The sequence below is a fragment of the Hugonella massiliensis genome (assembly GCA_001486445.1).
GTDB lineage: Bacteria > Actinomycetota > Coriobacteriia > Coriobacteriales > Eggerthellaceae > Hugonella > Hugonella massiliensis.
Map to the genome: position 1 here is coordinate 1,303,275 of LN908986.1, position 20,316 is coordinate 1,323,590.

The 20,316-nt window shown below is 65.2% G+C and carries 22 protein-coding genes and 1 tRNA gene; 2 read left to right on the forward strand and 21 right to left on the reverse strand.

Going from position 1 to position 20,316, the window contains the following annotated elements:
- Positions 1-356: 356 nt before the first annotated feature.
- The 21 genes from BN3270_RS08395 to BN3270_RS08495 all read right to left on the reverse strand — a co-directional run bounded on the left by BN3270_RS08395 (position 357) and on the right by BN3270_RS08495 (position 19,235).
- Positions 357-620 carry a hypothetical protein gene (locus tag BN3270_RS08395; RefSeq protein WP_058986640.1) on the reverse strand — a complete coding sequence of 88 codons (264 nt, stop codon included), beginning with the start codon at positions 618-620 and terminating at the stop codon, positions 357-359.
- A 14-nt stretch (positions 621-634) separates the two neighbouring features.
- Positions 635-1,534: a homocysteine S-methyltransferase family protein gene (locus BN3270_RS08400; protein WP_058986641.1), complete on the reverse strand. Its 900-nt coding sequence runs from the start codon at positions 1,532-1,534 to the stop codon at positions 635-637.
- A gap of 11 nt (positions 1,535-1,545) precedes the next feature.
- Complete coding sequence (locus BN3270_RS08405) at positions 1,546-2,361, reverse strand: UTP--glucose-1-phosphate uridylyltransferase (protein WP_058986642.1); 816 nt, start codon at positions 2,359-2,361, stop codon at positions 1,546-1,548.
- A gap of 1 nt (position 2,362) precedes the next feature.
- Positions 2,363-2,575 carry a CcmD family protein gene (locus BN3270_RS08410; RefSeq protein WP_058986643.1) on the reverse strand — a complete coding sequence of 71 codons (213 nt, stop codon included), beginning with the start codon at positions 2,573-2,575 and terminating at the stop codon, positions 2,363-2,365.
- 28 nt (positions 2,576-2,603) lie between these two features.
- Positions 2,604-3,371 carry a cytochrome c biogenesis protein gene (gene ccsA, locus BN3270_RS08415; RefSeq protein ID WP_058986644.1) on the reverse strand — a complete coding sequence of 256 codons (768 nt, stop codon included), beginning with the start codon at positions 3,369-3,371 and terminating at the stop codon, positions 2,604-2,606.
- A 21-nt stretch (positions 3,372-3,392) separates the two neighbouring features.
- Positions 3,393-4,109 (reverse strand): heme exporter protein CcmB, encoded by a 717-nt coding sequence (locus BN3270_RS08420; RefSeq protein WP_058986645.1) that lies wholly within the window; start codon positions 4,107-4,109, stop codon positions 3,393-3,395.
- A gap of 1 nt (position 4,110) precedes the next feature.
- Positions 4,111-4,797: an ABC transporter ATP-binding protein gene (locus BN3270_RS08425; RefSeq protein WP_058986858.1), complete on the reverse strand. Its 687-nt coding sequence runs from the start codon at positions 4,795-4,797 to the stop codon at positions 4,111-4,113.
- An 82-nt stretch (positions 4,798-4,879) separates the two neighbouring features.
- Entirely contained in the window at positions 4,880-7,063 is a 2,184-nt protein-coding gene (locus BN3270_RS08430; RefSeq protein ID WP_058986646.1) for a heme lyase CcmF/NrfE family subunit, read from the reverse strand.
- A gap of 22 nt (positions 7,064-7,085) precedes the next feature.
- The gene (locus BN3270_RS08435) at positions 7,086-7,757 is read right to left on the reverse strand and encodes a cytochrome c maturation protein CcmE domain-containing protein (RefSeq protein ID WP_058986647.1); all 672 of its coding nucleotides are present in this window, start codon (positions 7,755-7,757) and stop codon (positions 7,086-7,088) included.
- Between the two features lie 201 nt (positions 7,758-7,958).
- Positions 7,959-8,663 (reverse strand): cytochrome c3 family protein, encoded by a 705-nt coding sequence (locus BN3270_RS08440; protein WP_058986648.1) that lies wholly within the window; start codon positions 8,661-8,663, stop codon positions 7,959-7,961.
- 461 nt (positions 8,664-9,124) lie between these two features.
- Positions 9,125-9,958: a TrmH family RNA methyltransferase gene (locus tag BN3270_RS08445; protein WP_058986649.1), complete on the reverse strand. Its 834-nt coding sequence runs from the start codon at positions 9,956-9,958 to the stop codon at positions 9,125-9,127.
- A 59-nt stretch (positions 9,959-10,017) separates the two neighbouring features.
- Positions 10,018-10,093 (reverse strand) — tRNA-Ala (locus BN3270_RS08450).
- 67 nt (positions 10,094-10,160) lie between these two features.
- Positions 10,161-10,475: a Veg family protein gene (locus tag BN3270_RS08455; protein WP_058986650.1), complete on the reverse strand. Its 315-nt coding sequence runs from the start codon at positions 10,473-10,475 to the stop codon at positions 10,161-10,163.
- A gap of 117 nt (positions 10,476-10,592) precedes the next feature.
- Entirely contained in the window at positions 10,593-11,486 is an 894-nt protein-coding gene (gene rsmA / locus BN3270_RS08460) for a 16S rRNA (adenine(1518)-N(6)/adenine(1519)-N(6))-dimethyltransferase RsmA (RefSeq protein ID WP_058986651.1), read from the reverse strand.
- Complete coding sequence (locus BN3270_RS08465) at positions 11,476-12,045, reverse strand: flavodoxin family protein (RefSeq protein WP_082673447.1); 570 nt, start codon at positions 12,043-12,045, stop codon at positions 11,476-11,478. Before BN3270_RS08465 ends, rsmA begins: the two co-directional genes overlap by 11 nt.
- A complete protein-coding gene (locus BN3270_RS08470; protein WP_271711973.1) occupies positions 12,024-13,064 on the reverse strand; it encodes a TatD family hydrolase in 1,041 nt (346 codons plus the stop codon). The genes BN3270_RS08465 and BN3270_RS08470 overlap by 22 nt, the downstream gene beginning before the upstream one ends.
- Positions 13,065-13,066: 2 nt before the next feature.
- The gene (metG, locus tag BN3270_RS08475; protein WP_058986653.1) at positions 13,067-14,647 is read right to left on the reverse strand and encodes a methionine--tRNA ligase; all 1,581 of its coding nucleotides are present in this window, start codon (positions 14,645-14,647) and stop codon (positions 13,067-13,069) included.
- A gap of 212 nt (positions 14,648-14,859) precedes the next feature.
- A complete protein-coding gene (locus BN3270_RS08480; RefSeq protein WP_058986654.1) occupies positions 14,860-15,777 on the reverse strand; it encodes a glucosaminidase domain-containing protein in 918 nt (305 codons plus the stop codon).
- Positions 15,778-16,547: 770 nt separating this feature from the next.
- The gene (locus tag BN3270_RS08485) at positions 16,548-17,105 is read right to left on the reverse strand and encodes a M48 family metallopeptidase (RefSeq protein ID WP_058986655.1); all 558 of its coding nucleotides are present in this window, start codon (positions 17,103-17,105) and stop codon (positions 16,548-16,550) included.
- The gene (gene rsmI, locus BN3270_RS08490; RefSeq protein WP_058986656.1) at positions 17,102-18,007 is read right to left on the reverse strand and encodes a 16S rRNA (cytidine(1402)-2'-O)-methyltransferase; all 906 of its coding nucleotides are present in this window, start codon (positions 18,005-18,007) and stop codon (positions 17,102-17,104) included. The genes BN3270_RS08485 and rsmI overlap by 4 nt, the downstream gene beginning before the upstream one ends.
- Before the next feature lies 1 nt (position 18,008).
- A complete protein-coding gene (locus BN3270_RS08495; RefSeq protein WP_058986657.1) occupies positions 18,009-19,235 on the reverse strand; it encodes an FprA family A-type flavoprotein in 1,227 nt (408 codons plus the stop codon).
- Between the two features lie 78 nt (positions 19,236-19,313).
- Between BN3270_RS08495 and BN3270_RS09720 the strand changes: the two genes are divergently transcribed.
- Together BN3270_RS09720 and BN3270_RS08500 are read left to right on the forward strand one after the other, a co-directional pair.
- Positions 19,314-19,439: a hypothetical protein gene (locus BN3270_RS09720; protein ID WP_271711974.1), complete on the forward strand. Its 126-nt coding sequence runs from the start codon at positions 19,314-19,316 to the stop codon at positions 19,437-19,439.
- A gap of 6 nt (positions 19,440-19,445) precedes the next feature.
- Positions 19,446-20,204, forward strand: a complete 759-nt coding sequence (locus BN3270_RS08500) for an alpha/beta fold hydrolase (RefSeq protein ID WP_082673448.1) — start codon at positions 19,446-19,448, stop codon at positions 20,202-20,204.
- Positions 20,205-20,316: the final 112 nt, after the last annotated feature.

The window sequence follows — 20,316 nt, forward strand, 5'->3', positions numbered from 1 at the left end:
ATTCCCGCATTTTGCGATGGACCGATGCATTTTCCGAGGGAGCTCTACATTGCGCGTGTAATGGGGATTCGTGCCCGTCGGCACGAAAGCCAGGCAGCGCACTGCGAGCACCCACCTGTACGAGGTGGGTTCATCCTCCGGGCAAGGACGGAGTTTTTCTTGGGCGCCTCCGGGCGCCCTTTTCTCTTCCAAGAGCCCCCTACAATGCCGCACGCACCCGCCCGCCTCGCCAGCCGGCCGTAAGGCACGCGCGGATGCCGCGAGCAACCCGCTCCGTCAGCCCCAGGCTCGCCCATACGAAAAGCGGGACGCCTCGCTCGAGGCATCCCGCACAGTCAATCTTCGTTTTGCACGCCCTATTCGACGGTGCCGTAGACCTGGCCCCAGGAATGGCCGTTGATCGCCGAGTTCAACTGGTCGCACATGGTCTGGCGGGCGTAGAGGCCCGGGGGCAAGAGCGACACGATCTCGATGAGGTCTTCCGGCAGGTCGACCGATTCGGCCCGCACGACCGCATCGAGCCGAGACACGAATTCCGCTTCCCGATAGAGGTCGTTGACCAGGCGCTGAAGGGCGCCGTAATCGTCGCTGCGGTTGATGTTGGACAGAGGTTGCCGCATGACTCCCCCTGCGCCTACCGCACCGGGACGAGGCCCGCGCACGCTGCCGCAAGCACGCCCGTATGGGCCGGTAGAGCGTTTCCCGCCGCACGCAGGAACTGGGCGCCGGCCGCCACCAGAGCGGGCACCGCCTCCCCCATGCGGGCCGCGTCTCCATAGGGGTTGCCTTCAAGTGTCCGCTCGAAGGCGCGGGGCACATGACCGCGTATCGCTTCCTTGACGTCGAGCTGCACGAGCAGGGGCACCGCGCAGGCCGCGGCCGCGCGGCGCGTGAGGGCGACCGAGATGTCGGGAGCGGCGCTCGTGCAGAAGCCCGCCACATCCGCTTCGAGGTCCTGCATGATCGCCACGATTTCCTCAATCGGCTCGCGGCCGGCAAGGCGGCCGTCGCTGTCGATGTCGACCGACGCGATGACGGGCGTGGCGCAGACCTTGCGCACCCCCATAAGGGCGCAGCGCACATCGGCGGCGCTTGCCAGGCCGTTCAGAAAGAAGGCGTCGACGCCTTCGGGGCCGATCGCCTCGACTGCGCGCGCGTACTGGTCGCGATTGGCCGAAAGCGAGGTCTTGCTCGTCGGGTCCAAAGGCAGGCCCGTGGACCCGATTTCGGCGATGAGGTGCTGGGGGCGGAACTGGGCCGCCGCACTCTTGGCCGCCGCCGCGACTTCGGCATCGCGGTCGGCCGCACGCTGGTGCGCGAGGCGAGCCCGCGTGATACCTGCCGTCGGCGCAACCAAGCAGGGAGCGCCGGCAACGTAGTGCAACTTCAACGCCTCATGCACGGCTTCGGGGTCGAGAACGGCCTCCATCGTCGCGCCGAAGGACAGATCGACCCCCTGCGAGGCCAACGTCGCATCGATCGGCGACGAAAGCGCGAGTACGTCGCGATGGAAACGCAGCTGAATATCGGCCAAGGATGGACCTCCTAGTTCGCCTGGGCGCGGGCGTACAGGCGGTTGTTGGTATCGAGCCAGGTAGCCACCGTGCCCGTGTCGAAGCCTTCGTCGGGGTCGATGGCCATGGCGTACATCTCCTCTTCGGCGAGCACGGCATCGAGGGCGTCGGTGAGCTGGATCTCCCCGCCGGCACCCGGGGCCACGTCGCCCAAAAGCTCCATCACGCGGGGCGAGAGCAGGTAGCGGCCAAAGACGGTGAGGTTGGACGGAGCCTCTTCAACCGGCGGCTTTTCGACCAGACCGTCGACCTTCCACACGCCTTCAGAGACCTCGGAGCCGCTGATGACGCCGAAACGGGAGACCTGGTCCATGGGAACGGGCAGGACGGCGATCACGCTTGCGCCCTCGTGTTCGTCAGAGATCTTCTTCATACGGTTGAGCATGTCGTTGCCCGGCACGATCACGTCGCCAAGCAGAACGAAGAAGGGCTCGTCGCCCGTCTTTTCGGCGGCGCAGCGTACGGCATGGCCCAAACCGAGGGGCTCGTCCTGATAGACGAAGCTCACCGGCAGGTGGCCCGCATGGTGCACGGCTTCGGCACGATCGTCCTTGCCGCGCTCGTGCAGGGTGGCTTCAAGCGCGGGGTCGGGCGTGAAATGGTCTTCGATGGCCTTCTTCTCGCGGCTGTTGATGATGACGACCTCGTCGGCGCCGCTGGCCAGGCCCTCCTCGACCACGTACTGGATGACGGGGCGGTCGACCACGAGCAGCATTTCCTTGGGTACGGCCTTCGTCGCCGGCAGGAAACGGGTTCCCATGCCCGCAGCGGGAATAAGTGCCTTCATGTTAGTCCTTCTTCAAAACGGATGCGGTTTCGTCGGCCTGGCGATGCGCCAGCGCCTCTTCCAGCGCGGTCACCTGAGCTTCGGTGCGCTTCAGGCGAACCGTGACAAATACAACGTACACCAGAAGGGCCAGCCAGACGAGGGCATACGCCGCAATAACAAAGGGGGCCGACGGCAGAATCGTCGCGTAGATCTGTTCCAAAATGGGATTCATTGGTTCTCCTTAGCGTTGAACGCAGGCCTTAGGCCTCGTCGAGTTGTTCCTTGATATGCTCAACCCTCTCGTCGAGCTCCTGCGCGCGCAGACGCAGGCGGAAAAGCCCGTAGGCGATGCAGAGCATGCCGAACAGGGACAGCAGAAGCGGGATCAGCATGTCGGGCGACAGGCCCGAATCGGTGCGGAAGATCGTGGGATGCACGCTCGAGGGGACGATGCGGGTGATCGCGAAGGTGATCGGCACGTCGATGAACATGATGATGCTGTAGACGCTCGCGAAGGTCGCGCGACGTTCGGGCTCGTCGAAGGAGGCACGGAGCACGAAGTAGGCGATCACGAGCAGCATGAGGATGAAGTAGGTGGTGAGGCGCGGCTCCCAGGTCCACCACACGCCCCACTCGAAGCGCTCCCACATCTCGCCGGTGAGCATGGTGGCCAGCACGAAGAGCAGGGCGATGCCCGCGGCGATGCGGCCGCGCACATCCCAAGCGGCGTCGTGCGTCTGCAGGAATCGGATGCCGAAGTAGGCCGCGAAGCCGAGCAGCACCATGCTCGTCACGGCGACGGGCATATGGAAGTAGAAGATCTTCTGGCTGAAGAGCAGCTGGTTGGACACCATCTGCCCACCGATGACTTCGACGCCGTTGACCGTGGCACCGTTGACCGGCCCCGCCAGCGTGAAGGCCAGCACGAAGCCTGCTGTGGAAAGCAGAGCCCCGATCAAGGTGACGAGAGGCGCGATTCGATCGAGCGTACCGCCCGTTCGAGGCGACCGATATCCGTCTTTTCGCATTGTTCCCCTTTCTTAGCGCGCCTATGCGCTGATCACAAAATCGTAGAGCACCCAGCTCAAGAGCACCATGACGACGTCGTAGCCCCCGGCGAGCAAAAGCGCGTTGCCGAACACGCCTTCGACATCGCCGCCCGCAAGCACCACCGTCGACGCCGCCACGCAAGCGTAGAGGAGCGGGAAGACGAGCGGGATGAAAAGGACGGCGAGCAGGACGTCCTTGCCCCGCGAGTTCACGGTGATCGTGGCGAGCAGGGTGCCGATGCCGGCGATGCCCACCGTCCCCACGAGCAAAGGCACGGCGATGAGCGGCCAGGTGTCGGCCGGCTGGGTCGTCGTGAGGAAGAAGAAGTAAAAGAGCGGCAGGACCACGACCTCGACCACCACGAGAAAGATAAAGTTGCTCGTGGCCTTGGCCAAAAACACAACGCTGCGGTCGAGCGGGACGAGCAGGATCCCCTCGAGGCAGGCGTTCTCCTGCTCATGGGCGAAGGAGCGGTTCAAGCCCAAGAGCGAGGTAAACACCACGAGAGCCCACAATAGGCCCGCCGCCATCTGCAGGATGTCGAACTGATGGGAGGTCTGTGAGAGCGCCGCCCCGTAGACCACCAGGACGAGCAGGGCGTAGATGCCCATCGCGGTGAGCATTTCCTTGGTGCGGAACTCGCGGCGCAGATCCTTGCCGAGCAGTGTGCGGTATTGGGCGAAGGTGCCCGGCTTCCTGATGTGAGCGCGCGCCATCCTAGGCCACCCCCATTCCCACCGTGCGTCGATAGAGCGCCTCGAAGGCGTCGTAGTCGATCTCGTCCTTGGCGGCGAAGGCGACCACCCGCCCGCGCGCGAGCACGAGGGCGTGCGAGCAGGTCGCGAAGCCCTTCTGCAGGTCGTGGCTCACCATGACGAAGGTGCGGTCTGCGCGCACCGCGGCGATGAGGGCGTCGAAGATCTCGACGGCGTGCGGGTCGAGGCCCGAATAGGGTTCGTCGAGGAAGACGACGTCGGGGTCGTGCAGCAAGGCGCGGGCGATGCAGAGGCGCTGGGTCATGCCCCGCGAGAAGGTGCGCACCACGTCCATGCGGCGATGCGAGAGCTCGACGGCGTCGAGCATCTCGTCGACGCGCTCACGGGCGTTGACGATGCCGTAGAGCTTGGCCGACAGCATGAGGTTCTCTTCGGCCGTGAGGTCGCCGTAGAGCATTGAGTTATGCGAGATGAGCCCGATATGGGCGCGGACCGCGTCGGGGTCTTCCTTCAAGTCGATACCCATGATCTTGGCCGACCCCGACGTGGGACGCGAAAGCGTGGCGAGCATACGCAGCAGGGTCGACTTGCCCGCCCCGTTGGGACCGAAGATGGAAAGGAAGGCCCCCGCTGGCAGGTCGAAGGACACGTTGTCGACCGCGCGACGACGCCCGAAGACCTTGCTCACGTGTTCGAGGGAAAGGGCGGGAGCGCCCCCAGCGGGCGCCCCCTCCTTCGTTTGGCTTTTGCCGATCACGCGCACATCCCCTTTACGCCTGGGCTGGATCCGGGCTCTTGGCAGCAGCACCGCCCGGTGCCGACACCCGGGTATCCTTGGGCTCGCGACGGCCAAGCGCAGCGATTGCGCCGCCCGCCATCAGCATGAAGAAGCCGACCCACACAAGGGAAATCTGCGGGTTCACGCGGACGTCCATACTGAAGTCGCCGTCGTTGTTCACGCCACGGTAAACCACGAAGAGGTCCTCTTCGGCGAAATGGATGACAGCCGCGTTGCTCTTGGACTGCTGGGTCGTCGCCACGAGCTGCACGTTGGGGGTCACATGGCCCACGTACTGGTCGCCGCGATAGACGTCGAAGTCGACGTAATAGAAGACGTTGTTGCTGTCCTGGTCGACCGAATTGCCCGTGTACTTGAGCGTAAAGTCCTGAATCGTGAGGTCGGGAGCCGAATCGTTGACCTCGTCGTAGGCCAGATAGCTGGCGTTTTCAGTCACATACATGGACGAGCAGATGAGGCCGACGAGAATGACCGACATGGCCAGGTGGGCGATGTAGCCGCCGATCTTGGACGCCGCCCCGTTCCACATGCCGAAGAAGGCGCGCACCGGGTTCGTGTCTGCAGCCTTGGCGCGCTTGGACACCGTGCGGCCAATCAGGAAGAGCGTGTTGAAGAAGAGCAGGCTCGCCACAAGGAAGCCCACGGCTGCCAGGCCGTTGTAGTACCAGGCCGGACCCTCGTTGGCCAAGCCCTCGCCGATCGTGCCGCCGGCGGCGATCGTCGCGTTGTAGCTGGGGACGAGGTAGGTGGCCCAATAGACCATGAGCACCACGAAGAGCACCACCGCGCAGATGGCGGGCACCTTGGCGCGCTTGACGAAGTCGGCCTTGTCGGTCTTCATCCAGCCAAGCAGGGGGCAGACCGCGATGACCGCGCAGTAGACGATGCCCAGGGGGCGCGCCACGGCGTTGTAGGCACCCGCCGTGATCGACTGCCCGCCGAAGGGCAGCCAGGAAGGCAGAGCCTGGGCGATCGTGAGGTAGCAGATGACGCAGGCGAAGGCGACCATGATCACGTTGTTGAAGTAGTAGGCAGCCTCGCGCGAAACGAGCGATTCGACCGCCTCATCGGCGCTGTTCTTGGGAGCGAAGCGCTTCCAGCGCAGGGCAAGCCCCACGATGCCGGCGAGCAGGGACACGACGATCATACCGCCGAACAGGCCCAGGGACACGGGGTCGCCCTCGAAGGCGTGCACCGACTGCACCAGGCCCGAACGGGAGATGAAGGTGCCCGAGATCACGAAGGCGAAGGTGACGCAGGTGCACATAATCGCCCAGCGCTTGAAGGCGCCGCGCTTACGGTAGACGGTGAGGCTGTGGATGAGGGCCACGCCCACCAGCCACGGGAAGAAGCTGGCGTTTTCCACGGCGTCCCAGCCCCAGTAGCCGCCCCAGCCGAGAACGACGTAGGCCCACAGGGACCCCAGTCCGATGCCCACGCCCAGCATTACCCAAGCGACCATCAGGTAGCGCTGGCACTTGCGCACCCAGACGTCGCTCGAATCGCCCAGGATGAGCGTGGCGATCGCGTAGGCGAAGGGCACGGTGAGGCCGGCGTAGCCGATGAAGAGCGCCGGCGGATGCACGGCCATGGCCCAGTGCTCGAGCAGGGGGTTCATGCCGAAGACCGACGCAGCGGCCGTAAGGGACCCGTCGGGATTCAGGTAGGAGGCCTTGGTGGCGATGAAGGGGCTGTTGGCTTCGGAGAAGAGCATGAGACCCACGAAGACGGCGCAGACGATCTGCATGACCATGATGGCCATCGAGTCGAGCTTTTCGGTCTTGCGGACGTTGCGCAGGGTCATGATCAGGGTGAACAGGGAGATGAGCCAGGCCCAGAAGAGAAGCGACCCTTCGCGGCCTTCCCACAAGCCGGAAATGCGGAAGAAAACGCCCCACATGCCCTCTTGATGGCTGCGGCCCTGCACGACGTATTCGATCGTGTTGTCCCCCGAAAGGAAGGCCACCACGATGATCACGCAGCAGAAGGTCAGGCAGGCAAAGGTGAGGATGGCGGCGATATGACCGGCCCAGGTAAGGGTGTCGGCATTATCGGATTTCTTGCGTCCCAAGAAGCCGCCCACCGCCAGGCAGACGATGGAGACCGCGAGCGACGCGAAGCCGATGAGCAGTCCGAACAGACCAATTTGCGACATGGATCAAACCTTTCGTATGTCGTTAACCTTGCAGGGCGATATCGGTCGCCGAGAACTTGCCGTCCAACGTCAGGTCGCCCGTGAGGACCACGTTGGCCCCGTCGGCAAGCGTCTCTTCGGAAGCGGCGCCGTCGAACTTCACCGACATGACTTGGCTGGGGTCGTCAGCATCGGCCACCATGAGGCGGTCACCGGTACCCGCGGCGTTCTGGCTCCCGGCCACCACGGTGCCCACCACGCGCACGGTCTTACCCGCGATCTCGTTGCCGTAGGAAAGGGTGCGAGACACGGAAAGGGCCTCGGTGCCGCTTTCGTACTTGGAGGGGCACTTGGTCACAAGCTCGCCGGCATGCATCACGCCGTCGTCTGCGATCTTGCCCGTGCAGATAGCCGTCACGTCGTTGCCGAACGTCGAGGCCGCGGCACCGTCGTAGAGGACGTGCAGGGTGGGCGTGTCGGCGTTGTCGGGATCGTAGATGTCGAAGGCAAGGACGTTGCCGTCTACGGAATACGAGTCCTTCACCACATTGCCGGTGACCTGAATGCGCTCGTTGTTCACCTCGCCGCTCGTGGCCTGGGCGAGGCTGACGGTCTTAGCCGAGCTGTTCCCGCCGACCACGGCGAGGATGATGGCCATGACGATCACGATCACGCCCGTCACTATGATGAGACGCTTCTTCGTCCGTGCGTTCACAATGTCCTCCTTCTTTTCTTTCGCGCGCATGCCCTGCGCACATGAGTAGCCATACTACCCGAGGTGCCCTCTATCACCCACGGGGAAAGCCCTAAAACAAAAAACGAGGGACCTACCGATTGCTCGGTACGTCCCTCGTCTGTGTGCAACCGCTTCGCTGAACCCCTCCGGCTCGGCGGCTGCTCTACCCTCGAAAGGCGGCTAGTTGGACATAGCCTGCTTCTCGAGTTGGTCGCCCGTCTTGGCGTCGACCCAGCCGTCAGGCAGCTCGGCTTCCGCGTCGGAATGGCATTCGGTGCAGATCAGCACCGAAGCGCGATGCGACTTGTGGCAATCGGAGCATTCCTGCTCGCCATGCTGCCAAGAGTGCGGGTTACGAGGCATATCGCTCGTAAGCTGCGTGAGGTCTGCACGCGTCATGTCGTGGCAGCCGCTCTTCAGGCAGAACTGATCGCCGGTGCCTTCTTCATGGCCCGAGTTGACCATCAGCTCTTCGGTGCCGACCTCGGCCAGCGGCACATAGTAGTCGCCGGTAATGGTCTCGCTCACCTCGGAAAGCTGCTGGCTCAGCGTAGGCACATGGCACTGCAGGCAGTTAACACCTGCCTGCTTGTGGGCCACGACCAACATCGCGTTGGTGTTGGACACTTCGTTGCCCCACTTGTCGGTGCCGGTGGTGTTGGCATCCTGGTCCCAGGTTGCTACGTAGGAGTCCATGGATTCATGGCAGAACGCGTTGCAGAAGCTCGGCTGCTCATGCCAGTTCCAGAAACCGATGCCGGCAACAACGATGACGGCAACGATGACACCTACGACGATCGGCCACTTCTTCTTCTTTGCAGCAGGCTCTGCAGCTGCCTGCTTCGATTCCGTGGCGGTCGTCTCCTCCTTCTTTTCTTCGCTCATATTGTTTCACCTCTCTCTTCTCTTCTCGCACCAATATGAGTGTGGTCGGCGCGAAACGGATGCTGCAAGATCCGAACTTGAGCGCCCCTCCACGACGACCAAGCTATCGAAAAGCCCACTTCAGAGCATCACCCATAAAGGGGGAATTTCGACTGAAGGCATTCTATCACGCTCCCTACCCCTTCTGGACCAGAAGATTTCTCTTCCTACAACGTTTGACGTATGCCGGATGCGCCCTTCGGTGGAGCTCGCAGGAACGAAACGGGGACCGACACTCCGAAGGGGCTTTGCAAAGGGTTTGCAAAGGAAACCGGTCTGCATGCTCTCGTCGGCGTACCCGAGCCCGAAAGGAGCGGCATGGCACGCATCGTTTCCAGCAAGCGCCTCGCCAATCGCCCATGGTTTCGCGCGCTCACCCTTTGCGCTCGCCCTCTGCGCGCGCAGGGCATCGCGACAAGCCGCTAGCCCCGCCAGCGCAGCTCCCAGAAGGCCACGGCGCTCGCGGCAGCCACGTTCAGGGAGTCGACCCCATGGGACATGGGGATCTTCACCGTCCAGTCGCAGGAGGCGATCGTGGAAGCGGAAAGGCCGTCCCCTTCGGTCCCGAGCACCAAGGCAAGCCGGTCGATCGCCCTAAGGCGCGCGTCGTCGACGGACACCGAATCGTCGGAAAGGGCGAGCGCCGCCGTCTGAAAACCGAGCTCGTGCAACAGGGGGACGCCTTCGGCCGCCCAATCCCGCACGCTTCCTATGCGGGCCCAGGGCACCTGAAACACGGTGCCCATGCTCACGCGTGCCGCGCGACGGAAGAGGGGGTCGTGGCAGGACGGGGTCACCAGGACGGCGTCGACGCCCAAGGCGGCCGCGCTGCGGAAGGCCGCGCCGATGTTGGTGTAGTTGGTGATGTCTTCCAAAACGGCGATGCGGTGGGCTCCGCGCGTGACCGCAGCCACCGTACGCTCGGCCGGCCGCTCCAAGGCGCCCAGGGCCCCACGGGTCACCTCGTAGCCGGTGACCGCGCGAAAGGTCGCATGGTCGACCACGAAGGCGTCAACGTCTGCATTGCTCGCCGCAAGACGGTCGATGATCGGCTGGGTCTTCCTGACCCATTTGCGTTCCATGAAGAGGGCCCGGCAGGTCACGCCCGCATCGAGCGCCCGGTTGATGACTTTGTCAGATTCCCCGATGAAGAGGCCGTGGGGCGCATCGGGCCAGGCGCGCAGGTCGGCGTCGGGCACGCGGCGAAAGACGTCGAGACGGGCGTCGCTTGGGTCGGCGATTTCAATGAGGGCCATGGCACTCCTTCGGGCATGAAAAAAGCAGGTGCGCGATGCGCACCTGCTTTCGGTTCAAATGGTGGAGATGAAGGGGTTCGAACCCTCGGCCTCAGCGTTGCGAACGCTGCGCTCTCCCAACTGAGCTACATCCCCATTGGCTTAGCAAGCGATATTGTATTCTGCTGGTTCCGCAGTCGCTTGTCAAGGATAAAGGAGGATTTTACTTAACCGCTTCCTTGTCGTCGCTGTTCTCGAGCTCGTCGATAAGAGGCTGGAAGAGGGACTCGCCGTTCTGGCTGAGTTCCACCGTGCCGGTGAGGACGTCGACGTACTGGTAGGACTGACGGGTCTTGCGGCCGCGCTTGCGGTCGACCTCCATGATGAAGAGCTGCGGGTGCACCTGCACGAGCACGCCTTCGGATTCGACGATCTTGGAGCGACCCATGTTGGCGCGCACCGAAAGGCGCTGGCCCACGTACTGGTCGAGACGGTCATGGATGGCACCGACGATATTGGCTTGTTTTTCGAGTTCCATGCATCCTTCTTTGAAGCGATTGGACAGATAGAGATGTGACAAACGAGCATTTTACCATGCCTGTCAATCTGCGCAAGGCGTATCGCACAAGCTCCAAAAGGGCTCGGTCGTCTCTACTCAGCGGGCGCCTCGCGTGCGCCCGGCGATGCCGCGCGCACAGGCGCAGCGGCCGAGCTCTTTGAACTCGTCGATCGTAAGCGACTCCCCCCGGCGGCGCGGGTCGATACCCGCCGCAGCGAGCAGGGCCGCGATGTCGCCGGCGGACAGGACCTTGCCGAAGTAGGTGTGCATGGAGTTTTTGATCGTCTTGCGCCGCGTGGCGAAGGCCGCGTCGGCTATGGTCGCGCAGGCGGCACGCTCGGCGGCGGTAAGGTCGGGGTGGACGTAGCGGTCGAGCCGGATGACAGCTGAGTCGACATGGGGCGGCGGGAAGAAGTTGCCGGGCGCCACCATGAAGCGCGAGACCGCCCGAGCGTACAGGGCCAGTTTGACCGTATAGGCCCCGTAGTTCTTGGTGCCGGGCGACGCCATCATGCGGTCGGCCACCTCGGCTTGCACCATCACCGTCGCCCGTTCGATCGATGCGAAGCGCTCGAAGTAGTCGAGCACCAGGGTCGCCGCCACCGCATAGGGCAAGTTGGCGATGAAGGCAGTGGGCGCGAAGGGCAGGTCGGCGGGTGACACCGCCAGGGCGTCGTTGGAAATCAAGGTAAAGCGGTCGGCCCAGGGAGCGCAGGTCTCGGCAAGGACCGCCGGCAGGTCGGGGTCGCGCTCGATCGAGCAGACCCGGCGCGCATGCGCGAGCAAGGCCACGGTGAGCGTGCCGATGCCCGGCCCCACTTCCACCACGTCATCTTCAGGCCCCACGGCCGAAAGGTCACAGATACGGCGGATCACCTCGTCGTTCACCAGGAAGTTCTGGCCGAGCGACTTCTTGGTGGCCAAGCCATGGGCTTCGAGAATTGCCCGCGTCGCCGACACGCTCGCAAGCGCGGAATACCTATCTCCCATCGTGGGGACTCCCTTCTCCTTCGCGATCGTTGCCAAGGCCAATCCAACGGGGCACGGCGGCACGCGCGCCTGCGGCCCCCGTGCCGATGCAGGACGCGACCGACGCGAGTCGAAAGCCCGCCACCGCCAGGGCAGAGCGCGTGCACACCACAAGCGGATCGAAGCCGTGCGGGTCGCCTCCCGCGCCCGAAACAAGCAGGTGGGCGGGCCGGCGGGCGCCTCCCCGCTCGAAGGTCCAGAAATAGGGCTGCAGACGGTCGAGCAGAGCCTTGTAGCCGGCGGGCGGACCTGCGAAGTACACGGGGCTCGCGATGCAGAGAACGTCGGTCTCGTCGAGCGCCGCGATGACCCGGCCCATGTCGTCGCGCATGAAACAGCGGCCCAGCTGCTTGCAGCGGTCGCACCCGATGCAGGGGGCCACATCGAGTTCATGCAGAAAGAACGTGCGTGGCGCAGGCTCCCCCGCCACCGCCAGCAAACGACGTGCTTCGCGCGTTGCCGTCGCACAGGCCCCGTGCGGGCGCGGCGAGGCGCAGATTATCGTGCGCTCAGCTGCCATGCGGTGGGCTTTCGGTCGAGCAGGCCGAGGGCGTTGTCGTGCAGCTGGGCGAGGAAGGCCCGGCGGTCCTCCCCCGGTTCGATGCCGCGCACCGAAGCGAGCAGGGCGGCCGTAAAGACCATATACTCCGACCCGTTTTCGATTCCGCGCAGGGGCTCGGGCGTCATGTAGGGACAGTCGGTTTCGGTGAGGAGACGGTCCGTCGGCACGAGCATGGCGCCTCGGCGGGCGTCGTCGAGTTTCTTGAAGGTCACCGCGCCCCCGTAGGCGATAAAGCAGCCGCGGTCGATCCAGGGTTCGAGCTCCGCCGGAGGCAAGCTGCAGCAATGCAGGATCGCGCCCGCTTCCGGGAACCCTTCCTCGTCGAGAATCGCAAGCGCCTCGTCGTGGGCGTCGCGGATGTGCAGGGCCAGGGGCAGGCCCGTTTCGTGGGCAAGGCGAATCTGGGCGCGGAAGACGCGGCGCTGATCGTCGCGCGGCGACAGGTCGTAGTAATAGTCGAGCCCCACTTCGCCCAGGGCTGCCGTGCGCGGGTCGGCCAAATAGCGTTTGAGCTCGGAAGCGGCGTCTTCGTTCCAGTAGGTGGCGTTGTGCGGGTGGACGCCCACCGCCAAACGGTAGCGCACGGGGGCAGCGGACGTAGCGGGCGCGTCGTCGGCGGCCGCGGCCCACGAGCGGGCCTGAGCTTCCCAATCGGACAGGCAGGCGAAGGTCTCGGCGGCGTCTTCGGCCGGGTCGCACACGTCGCAGGCGAAGTCGACGCCCCAGGCGGCCGCGCGCGCCATGCTCGCCGCGCGGTCGGCCAAGGGAGCCAGATGGCAGTGGGTATCGGCCAGGGGGCCTTCGAGAGCCGGGTCGGGACCGCCGATCACCCGATACTTCCCGTGCTTGCGCCGCTGATGGAAGAGAAAGTCGGTCAAGCGAGGCTCGGCGGGCCTGCGCCCCTCGTGCGCGGAAGCGCCTACGGAGACATCCGCCAGCGCTTCCGGGGCTGCGGTCGATGCGATCGGGTCGGCCACGGCTAGTCCATGTTCAGGTCGATGTCGTCGAGGTTGAGGCGCGGGAAGAGGGGGTCGCCCTTCTCGACCGGGTTGCCGGCGGGAAGCTTGCCCCAGGCCGCTTCGCCCTCGATGTCGGTGACCGCGTTCACGTCGCCCAAGCCCAAACGGCGCCAGGTTTCTGCCGAGGTGTTGGGCATGAAGGGCGCGAAGAAGAGGGCGATGATGCGGCAGGCCTCGAGAGCGTTGTAGATGACGGCGGCAAGCTCGTCGGCGCGGGCCGGGTCCTTGGCCAGGTTCCACGGCGCCGCATCCTCGATGTAGTGGTTGGCGGCGCTCGCCAGCTTCTGCACGGCGGCGGCCGCAGCCGTGAAGTCGACCGCGTTCATAGCCTCGTTGTAGGTGCGGTAGAGGTCGGCCGCGATTTTGGCCAGCGGGTTTTCGGCAGCCGAAGCCGGCGCGGCGGGCACGACCCCGTCGAAGTACTTGCCCGTCATGTTGAAAACGCGCGACACCAGGTTGCCCCAGGTGTTGGCCAGATCGGCGTTGTAGACCTGGACCATGCGCTCCATCGAGATGTTACCGTCATGGCCGAACTGAACGTCGCTCATGAAGTAGTAGCGGTACGCGTCGACGCCGAAGACGCGCACGAGGTCTTTGGGCATCACGCCGTTGCCCTTGGACTTGCTCATCTTCTCGCCCTTGGTGAGCAAAAAGCCGTGGCCGAACACCTTCTGGGTGATGGGATAGCCGGCGGCCATGAGCATGGCCGGCCAGATCACGCAGTGGAAGCGGACGATGTCCTTGCCCACGAAGTGGTAGTTCATGGGCCAACGCGCTTCGAACTCGCCTTCGCGGGCGGGGTCGGCATAGCCGCAGCCGGTGAAGTAGCAGAGCAGGGCGTCCGCCCACACGTAGGCCACGTGGCCCTCGTCGAAGGGCAGGGGCACGCCCCAGTCGAAGGTCGAACGGGAAATCGAAAGGTCCTTCAACCCGCTCTTCACGAAGTTGACGACCTCGTTGCGGCGGGTGACCGGCTGGATGTAGTCGGGATGCTCGTCGTAGAAGGCGAGCAGCTGGTCCTGGAAGGCGCTCATCTTGAAGAACCAGTTTTCTTCGCCCGAGGACTGCTGCACGGGACGGTGGCACTCGGGGCAGACGAAGACGCCGTCCTCGTTCTTTTCCAGGTCGGATTCCGCGTAGTAGGTCTCCTCGTGCACGCAGTACCAACCCTCGTAGCGGCCCTTGTAGAGCCAGCCCTTTTCGTAGAGGTCGTTCCAGAACTTCTGGACGGTGCGCGCGTGGCGCGGCTGGGTGGTGCGGATGAACTCGTCGTAGTTGATATCGAGCAGGTCCCACACCTCGCGGAAGGCCGGCTCCATCGAGTCGCACCATTCCTGCGGGGACATGCCCTTGGCCTCAGCCGTGTCAGCCACCTTCTGGCCGTGCTCGTCCATACCCGTCATGAGCAGGGTGTCGTAGCCGTCCATGCGCTTGAAGCGGGCGATGGTGTCGGCGCCGACCGTCGTGTAGGCCGTGCCCAAATGCGGCGCGGCGTTCACGTAGTAGATGGGCGTGGAGATGGTGAAGGGACCCTTGGACATGTGTGCTCTCTTTCCAGCGCGGCGCGAATGGTGCGCCGGCGCCCTGTGCCCGCAGCGCGGATGGTGCCCTGCCGGCGATTGCCTATGGTGCGCGGATGCGCGACTGGCTATTTTAGCAAACCCACGGGTGCGGGTCCGCCGCTCCAGGGAAAGAGCATGAGGGAGCCCCGCCCCCCTACGCGAAGGGGACGGCCGCAGCCGTCCCCTTTTCGCTAGATCGTCGCCATCTGGGCGCTCACGTTGGCGTACCAGCCCGACGGGTTGCTCGTGCAGTACTTCTGCGCGGCCCCCTTCGTGAGCTCGCCGCCATAGCTGCGGGCCAAGCCGGCAACATGGGCGCGAATGGCCTCTTCCCAGCTGCCCCAGCTCGAGCGGCCCCAGCCCCAGGCGTTGTGGGCCTTGAAGCACTTGGCGCCCTTGCTGCTTTCGACGGCGGAGATCGCCGGAGAGAAGCGCGGGTCGACGCCGTAGTCGTAAGCGGCACAGGCGAAGGCCTCGCCGGTGCCCGCAAGCGCCGAGCCGGCCAGGTAGGCGTCGATGCGCGGGGCCCATTCGGCCACGTAGGCGGCGCGAGCGCTTTCGGCGGCTGCCTGGGCCTGGGCTTCGGCTTGAGCGGCCGATTCGGCTTGGGCTTGGGCCGCTTCTGCTTCGGCGAGCGATTGGGCGGCGCGGTCGATGGCATCCTGCGTTTGGGCCTTGGTCGACTGCAGGTTGGCCTGCGTAGCTTCCAAGCTCGTCTTTTCGCTGATCAGGCGGTGAAGGTCTTCTCCGGCAAGGCCGGTCGCATCGGATTCGGCGGCCGGAGCCGAGAAGGCGGTGGAGGTTGCGTCGTCCTGCATGCGAAGGTTGACGCTCACGCGGTCGGAGGGGCCAAGTCCCAGCTGCCGCGTTTGGAGGAGTTCCTCGAGTCGGTCGATGCTGCGGTCGTTCTCCTCGATTTGGGAATCGATGGCAACCGCACGGTCCTTGGCCGCTTGCAGTGCCGACGCCGTGGCGTCCACTTGGCCTTGAAGGCGGGATACCTCATCGGCCATCGCCGTCGCAGGCGCGCCAAGCGCCGCAACCAAGCCTACAAGCGCGACAGCCGCCAGGGGCCGCCGCAGGGCCTTGCTCGAAAACGTCCGATCCATGCATTCCTTTCGTCGTGGTCTGCACGCAGCGTAGTCAACATGGCCCGTGTGGCGCATGCCCGTACGCGCGGAGGCTGGGCGAAGCCGTGGGCCCCCGCACGCCTGCCCGCGGCCGGCGCATGATGCCGGCGCCTGCGGGATACGCGGCGCGTCGCAAATTGGGGAGAAAGTATACAGGGGCGACGATTATGTTGCCGAACGCCTCCACGGTTCCTCCCTAGCCCCACGTCACAGAAGTGATGCATAACGCGGATAGGTTGTCAAATGAGATGAATGAGCCAGAAAGGCAGGGGGCGTACGGACCATTTCCGATGCACCCTTCCGCGCTCTTGTTCATTGTGCAGAGCCGGTGCAATCGCCTGCTCGTTTCGCAGGGCCGGTGCACGGGATTGCGAGCTGCAGCTCCGCATGCGGGGCCCTCTGCTCGGAACGCAGGGGGATGTCGCGCCGAACGGGCAAATCCCGCTCATCCCGCAGGGCCCTTGCACGGTTCCGCTCAAGATGCAGGGCCGTGACGGGTTTCGCGTGCCTTTCCCTTGCGAAACGAGCTTTGGAAGCGGCATTTCCCGTTCGGCGTGCAAGGGCCCTGCATGTTGAGCAGGCGGGCGGAAAAAGCGGGGCGGCGAGGGGCAGGCAAAAGGGCGAACGCACGAGTCCCCGCCAGGCGCGCATCCCTCCTTTTCCTGCGGACCCCAGACTTCCCCATTCGGAGTCCGCGCATCCGTGGCTCCTTTGGCTCAGAGAGGTGACAAGCTGCAGCCCTTTTGGACTCACGCGCGCAGCTTGCGCTCGGCGGCGCGCCAGTTGGGCAGGGCCGCATCGAGCAGAGCGTGGAAGCGCGGGCCGTGGTTGGGCTCGCGTAAGTGCGCCAGTTCGTGGACCACCACGTACTCTAGGCATTCGGGCGGGTAGAGGGCCAGGCGCACGTTGATACAGATCCGTCCCGTCTTCGGCTGGCAGCTCCCCCATCGACTGGTCATGTTGCGATAGGCAAGACAACCCGCGCGCACGCCGAGCACGGGCTCCCATTTGGCGACCAGGTCGGGCACGAGCGCCTCGACGATCGTGCGCCAGGCGGCCACCTCTTCTTTGGAAGCGCGAGCCGCCGTCCCTTGGGGCGACGCAGCAAGGCGCTCCTGCTGAGCCCGGATCCAGGGCATTTTGGCGCGCACGAAATCGATAACGTGTGCGGCCGGCATACCCAGAGGCACGCTCGCCTCCACCTGGCCGTCGGCGGCGGCCACGCGAATCCGCAGGGTCTTCACCTGCTTGCGGCGGATGCGCACCCGAACGCCGTCGACGACGATGCCGGAAACGGCACCGGTCATCGGTTGCCCTCGCCCGCGCCGTAGACCAAATCGTAGGCATCGTTGCGCTTCAAGCCGAACTCCTCGCGCAGGGTGCGCACGACGTCCTTCTTGCTCAGGTCTCCCTGGGCCAGAAGCTCGGCCGCCCGCGCTTGGGCGGCGCTTTCGACTTCCTGCTGCGCCGCCTGGGCCTCGCCGGCGCTCGGAGCATCGATGACGATCGCGCATTCGCCCCGCATCTGGCCCGCTTCGGTGCGCGAGGCGATCATGCGGGCCAGATCGGGTGCCGCTTCGACGACGACCTCTTCATGCACCTTGGTAAGCTCGCGGCAGAGGGCCACGCGACGTGTGGGAAAAGCCGCGGCAATCGCTGCGAGGGCCGCGGCTGCCCGCCTTGGGCTTTCGTAGAAGACGAGCACGGCGTCGATGGAGGCCAGCCCCGCAAGGGTGCGCTTTTGCTCGCCTTCCTTGCGCGGGAAGAAGCCGCCGAAATAGAAGCGCGGACAGGTGAAACCGCTCGCCACGTAGGCCGTGGCCGTAGCCGTAGGACCGGGCAGAACCACCACGGGCACGCCCGCCTCGCGCGCCGCCGCGATGAGCCGCTGGCCAGGGTCGGACACGCCCGGCATGCCGGCGTCGCTGCAGTAGGCCACCGTTTCGCCTGCGGCGACGCGGGCGATCACGCCCGATGCCTTCGCGGTGATGCTCGCCTCGTCGAGACGCTCGAGATGGGCGCGGATGCCGAAGGCCGCGAGCAGCTTGCCGGTCACCCGCGTGTCTTCGGCGCAGACCGCATCGGCCGCCGCCAGGGCATCGAGCGCACGCGGGGTCATATCGCGCAGGTTGCCCAGGGGCGTGGGACAGATATAGAGGGTGCCGGGGCAGACGGGCGCACGGTCGCCGGACGCGGTAACGTCTGCCATCCTATTCGGCACCCGTTTCACCGAAGTCGCCTGCGCGCACCGCTTCGACCCCTGCCGCCACCTGGGCGCGCAGCTCGTCGAGGTAGGCGTCGTCGCCCGCCCAGGCATGGGCGAAGGTACCCAGGGCGTTGGTGTAGCCGATGCGCGCGAGCTCGTCGGCCACCTCGCTGGGGCCCGCCGGCGCCCACCCGTAGGAGCCGAAGGGAATGCCGATGCGCTCGCCGGGCTTCATGCCGCGCGGGGTGAGCCCGCGCAGGTAGCAGAGGAAGGCGGCCACGGTGGCCATCATGGTCGAATTCAAGGTGGGCGAGCCCACGGCCAGGTACTTGGCCGTCAGGGCCTCGCTCACGATGTCACTCATCGCGTTGTTCTTGAGGTCCATAAGGCGCACGGGCACGCCGGCGTCGGTGAAGCCCTCGACGATCGCGTCGGCCATGCCTTCGGTCGCGTGCCACATGCTGTCGTAGACCACCAGGGCGCTCTCGTCGGTTTCCTCCGAGCTCCACGACGTGTAGAGGTCGACAATCCGCCCGATGCTTTCGGCATCGCGCCAAATCACTCCGTGCGAAGGGCAGATGGTTGCGATATCGAGCGCGCCAAGGACGCCGAGGGCCTTGCGCACCTGCTTGGCGTAGGGAGCCACGATGTTGGCGTAGTAGGTACGTGCCTGGGCGAAGACGACCTCCCCCACCTGGTCGGCGAAACGCTGGCTCGTAGCCAGGTGCTGGCCGAAGGCGTCGTTGCTGAAGAGGATCTTGTCGTGGGCGTCGTAGGTGACCATGCTGTCGGGCCAATGGACCATCGTGACCTGCGCAAAGTGCAGGGTGCGCGCGCCGATCGACACCTCTTCGCCGTTGGCGACCGGCGTCACGTTCAAATCGCCGTAAAGGGCGTTGAGAAAGCGGGCCCCCTGGGGCTTGCTCGTGTAGATGGTCGCCTGGGGGCAAAGGGCGCGCAGGCGCGGCAGGGCGCCGGAATGGTCGCGCTCGCTATGGTTGCTCACGATCACGTCGATCTTGGAGGGATCGACCACGCAGGAAATGCGTTCGAGCATCTCGTCGGTGAAAGCGGCCTTCACCGTGTCAATCAGGGCGACCTTCTCGTCGACGATCAGGTAGGCGTTGTAGGTGGACCCGCGGTCGGTGGTGTAGCCATGGAAGTTGCGCTCGTTCCAGTCGATGGCGCCCACCCAGTAGATGTTGGGAGCGATTTCCAACGGACGATACATGCAGACCCCTTTCGTCGGCAGATGTAGACTGTGCAAGAAGTATAAAAGCTTTGCGAAGTGAAATAGTCAGGGAAACCCATGCAACACCAACTTGTAGAAACCACCGTGGAAGGCGGCCATCTGCACGGCTGCCTCGACGCGCCTGACAAGGCGCGCGGGCTCGTGCTCATCGTGCACGGCTGCTGCGACCATTACGGACGCTAAGACAAGCTGACGACCGCCCTGGTGACGGCCGGCTTCGGCGTCCTGCGCTTCGACCAGCGCGGTTACGGACGCAACCACGGGCCGCGCGGGGCCATGCGCGACTTCCAGCAGATGCTCGACGACATCGATTCGCAGGTGGGCATGGCCATCGTCCAGTGCGGGGATGCGCCCCTCTTCATCGTGGGCCATTCGATGGGCGGTTTGGAAACGGCCGTGTTCGCGAGCAAGTTCCCCACGGTGATTTCGGGCTACGTGTTCGCGAGCCCCTTTTTGACCGACCCCCACGGCCATTGCCACATGGGGCTGGGACTGCCCGCCGACCGCGAGCTTCCCATGGGCCAGTTCAGCACGACGGGCAACACGTCCGAAGCCTCGCGCGCCCGCGAGGCCGACCCCCTTATGGCCAACGTGGTCACGGCCGGCCTGCTGCAGGCGGGCGTGGCCGCCCAGGACTGGATCGGCGCCCATGCCGAAGATGTGACCGACCCCGTGCTCATGATCACGGGCGCCGCCGACGGGCTCGTGCCGCCCGCAGCGACCAAGCCCGTCTTCGACCGCTTCGGTTCAACCGACAAGACCTACCGCTGCTACGAGGGCCTGGGGCACAACCTCTATACCGACTCCCGCAACGACGAGCCCATCAAGGACACGGTCGCCTGGATCCAGCAGCGCGCCTTCCGCGTCATGCGCGACCTACTGCAGCAGAAGGCGGGCCGGGTGGCCCCCGTGCCCGGCAGCGCCCGCGCAAGGCGGCCCCTGCCTTAAATCCGCAGCCGAGCACCGTGCGCGATCGCGCGTATGCCGAACCGTGGGGTGTGAAACGCGCGCGCCCCGCCGCTCCATAAGAAGAGGCCCTGCAGACCACCTGGTCTGCAGG

Bases quoted from the DNA above. Each gene is read 5' to 3' on its own strand.
- BN3270_RS08395 (WP_058986640.1), bottom strand. From the start codon at position 620: ATGCGGCAACCTCTGTCCAACATCAACCGCAGCGACGATTACGGCGCC.
- BN3270_RS08405 (WP_058986642.1), bottom strand. From the start codon at position 2,361: ATGAAGGCACTTATTCCCGCTGCGGGCATGGGAACCCGTTTCCTGCCG.
- BN3270_RS08410 (WP_058986643.1), bottom strand. From the start codon at position 2,575: ATGAATCCCATTTTGGAACAGATCTACGCGACGATTCTGCCGTCGGCC.
- ccsA (WP_058986644.1), bottom strand. From the start codon at position 3,371: ATGCGAAAAGACGGATATCGGTCGCCTCGAACGGGCGGTACGCTCGAT.
- BN3270_RS08420 (WP_058986645.1), bottom strand. From the start codon at position 4,109: ATGGCGCGCGCTCACATCAGGAAGCCGGGCACCTTCGCCCAATACCGC.
- BN3270_RS08430 (WP_058986646.1), bottom strand. From the start codon at position 7,063: ATGTCGCAAATTGGTCTGTTCGGACTGCTCATCGGCTTCGCGTCGCTC.
- BN3270_RS08440 (WP_058986648.1), bottom strand. From the start codon at position 8,663: ATGAGCGAAGAAAAGAAGGAGGAGACGACCGCCACGGAATCGAAGCAG.
- BN3270_RS08445 (WP_058986649.1), bottom strand. From the start codon at position 9,958: ATGGCCCTCATTGAAATCGCCGACCCAAGCGACGCCCGTCTCGACGTC.
- BN3270_RS08455 (WP_058986650.1), bottom strand. From the start codon at position 10,475: ATGGAACTCGAAAAACAAGCCAATATCGTCGGTGCCATCCATGACCGT.
- rsmA (WP_058986651.1), bottom strand. From the start codon at position 11,486: ATGGGAGATAGGTATTCCGCGCTTGCGAGCGTGTCGGCGACGCGGGCA.
- BN3270_RS08465 (WP_082673447.1), bottom strand. From the start codon at position 12,045: ATGGCAGCTGAGCGCACGATAATCTGCGCCTCGCCGCGCCCGCACGGG.
- metG (WP_058986653.1), bottom strand. From the start codon at position 14,647: ATGTCCAAGGGTCCCTTCACCATCTCCACGCCCATCTACTACGTGAAC.
- BN3270_RS08480 (WP_058986654.1), bottom strand. From the start codon at position 15,777: ATGGATCGGACGTTTTCGAGCAAGGCCCTGCGGCGGCCCCTGGCGGCT.
- BN3270_RS08485 (WP_058986655.1), bottom strand. From the start codon at position 17,105: ATGACCGGTGCCGTTTCCGGCATCGTCGTCGACGGCGTTCGGGTGCGC.
- rsmI (WP_058986656.1), bottom strand. From the start codon at position 18,007: ATGGCAGACGTTACCGCGTCCGGCGACCGTGCGCCCGTCTGCCCCGGC.
- BN3270_RS08495 (WP_058986657.1), bottom strand. From the start codon at position 19,235: ATGTATCGTCCGTTGGAAATCGCTCCCAACATCTACTGGGTGGGCGCC.
- BN3270_RS09720 (WP_271711974.1), top strand. From the start codon at position 19,314: ATGCAACACCAACTTGTAGAAACCACCGTGGAAGGCGGCCATCTGCAC.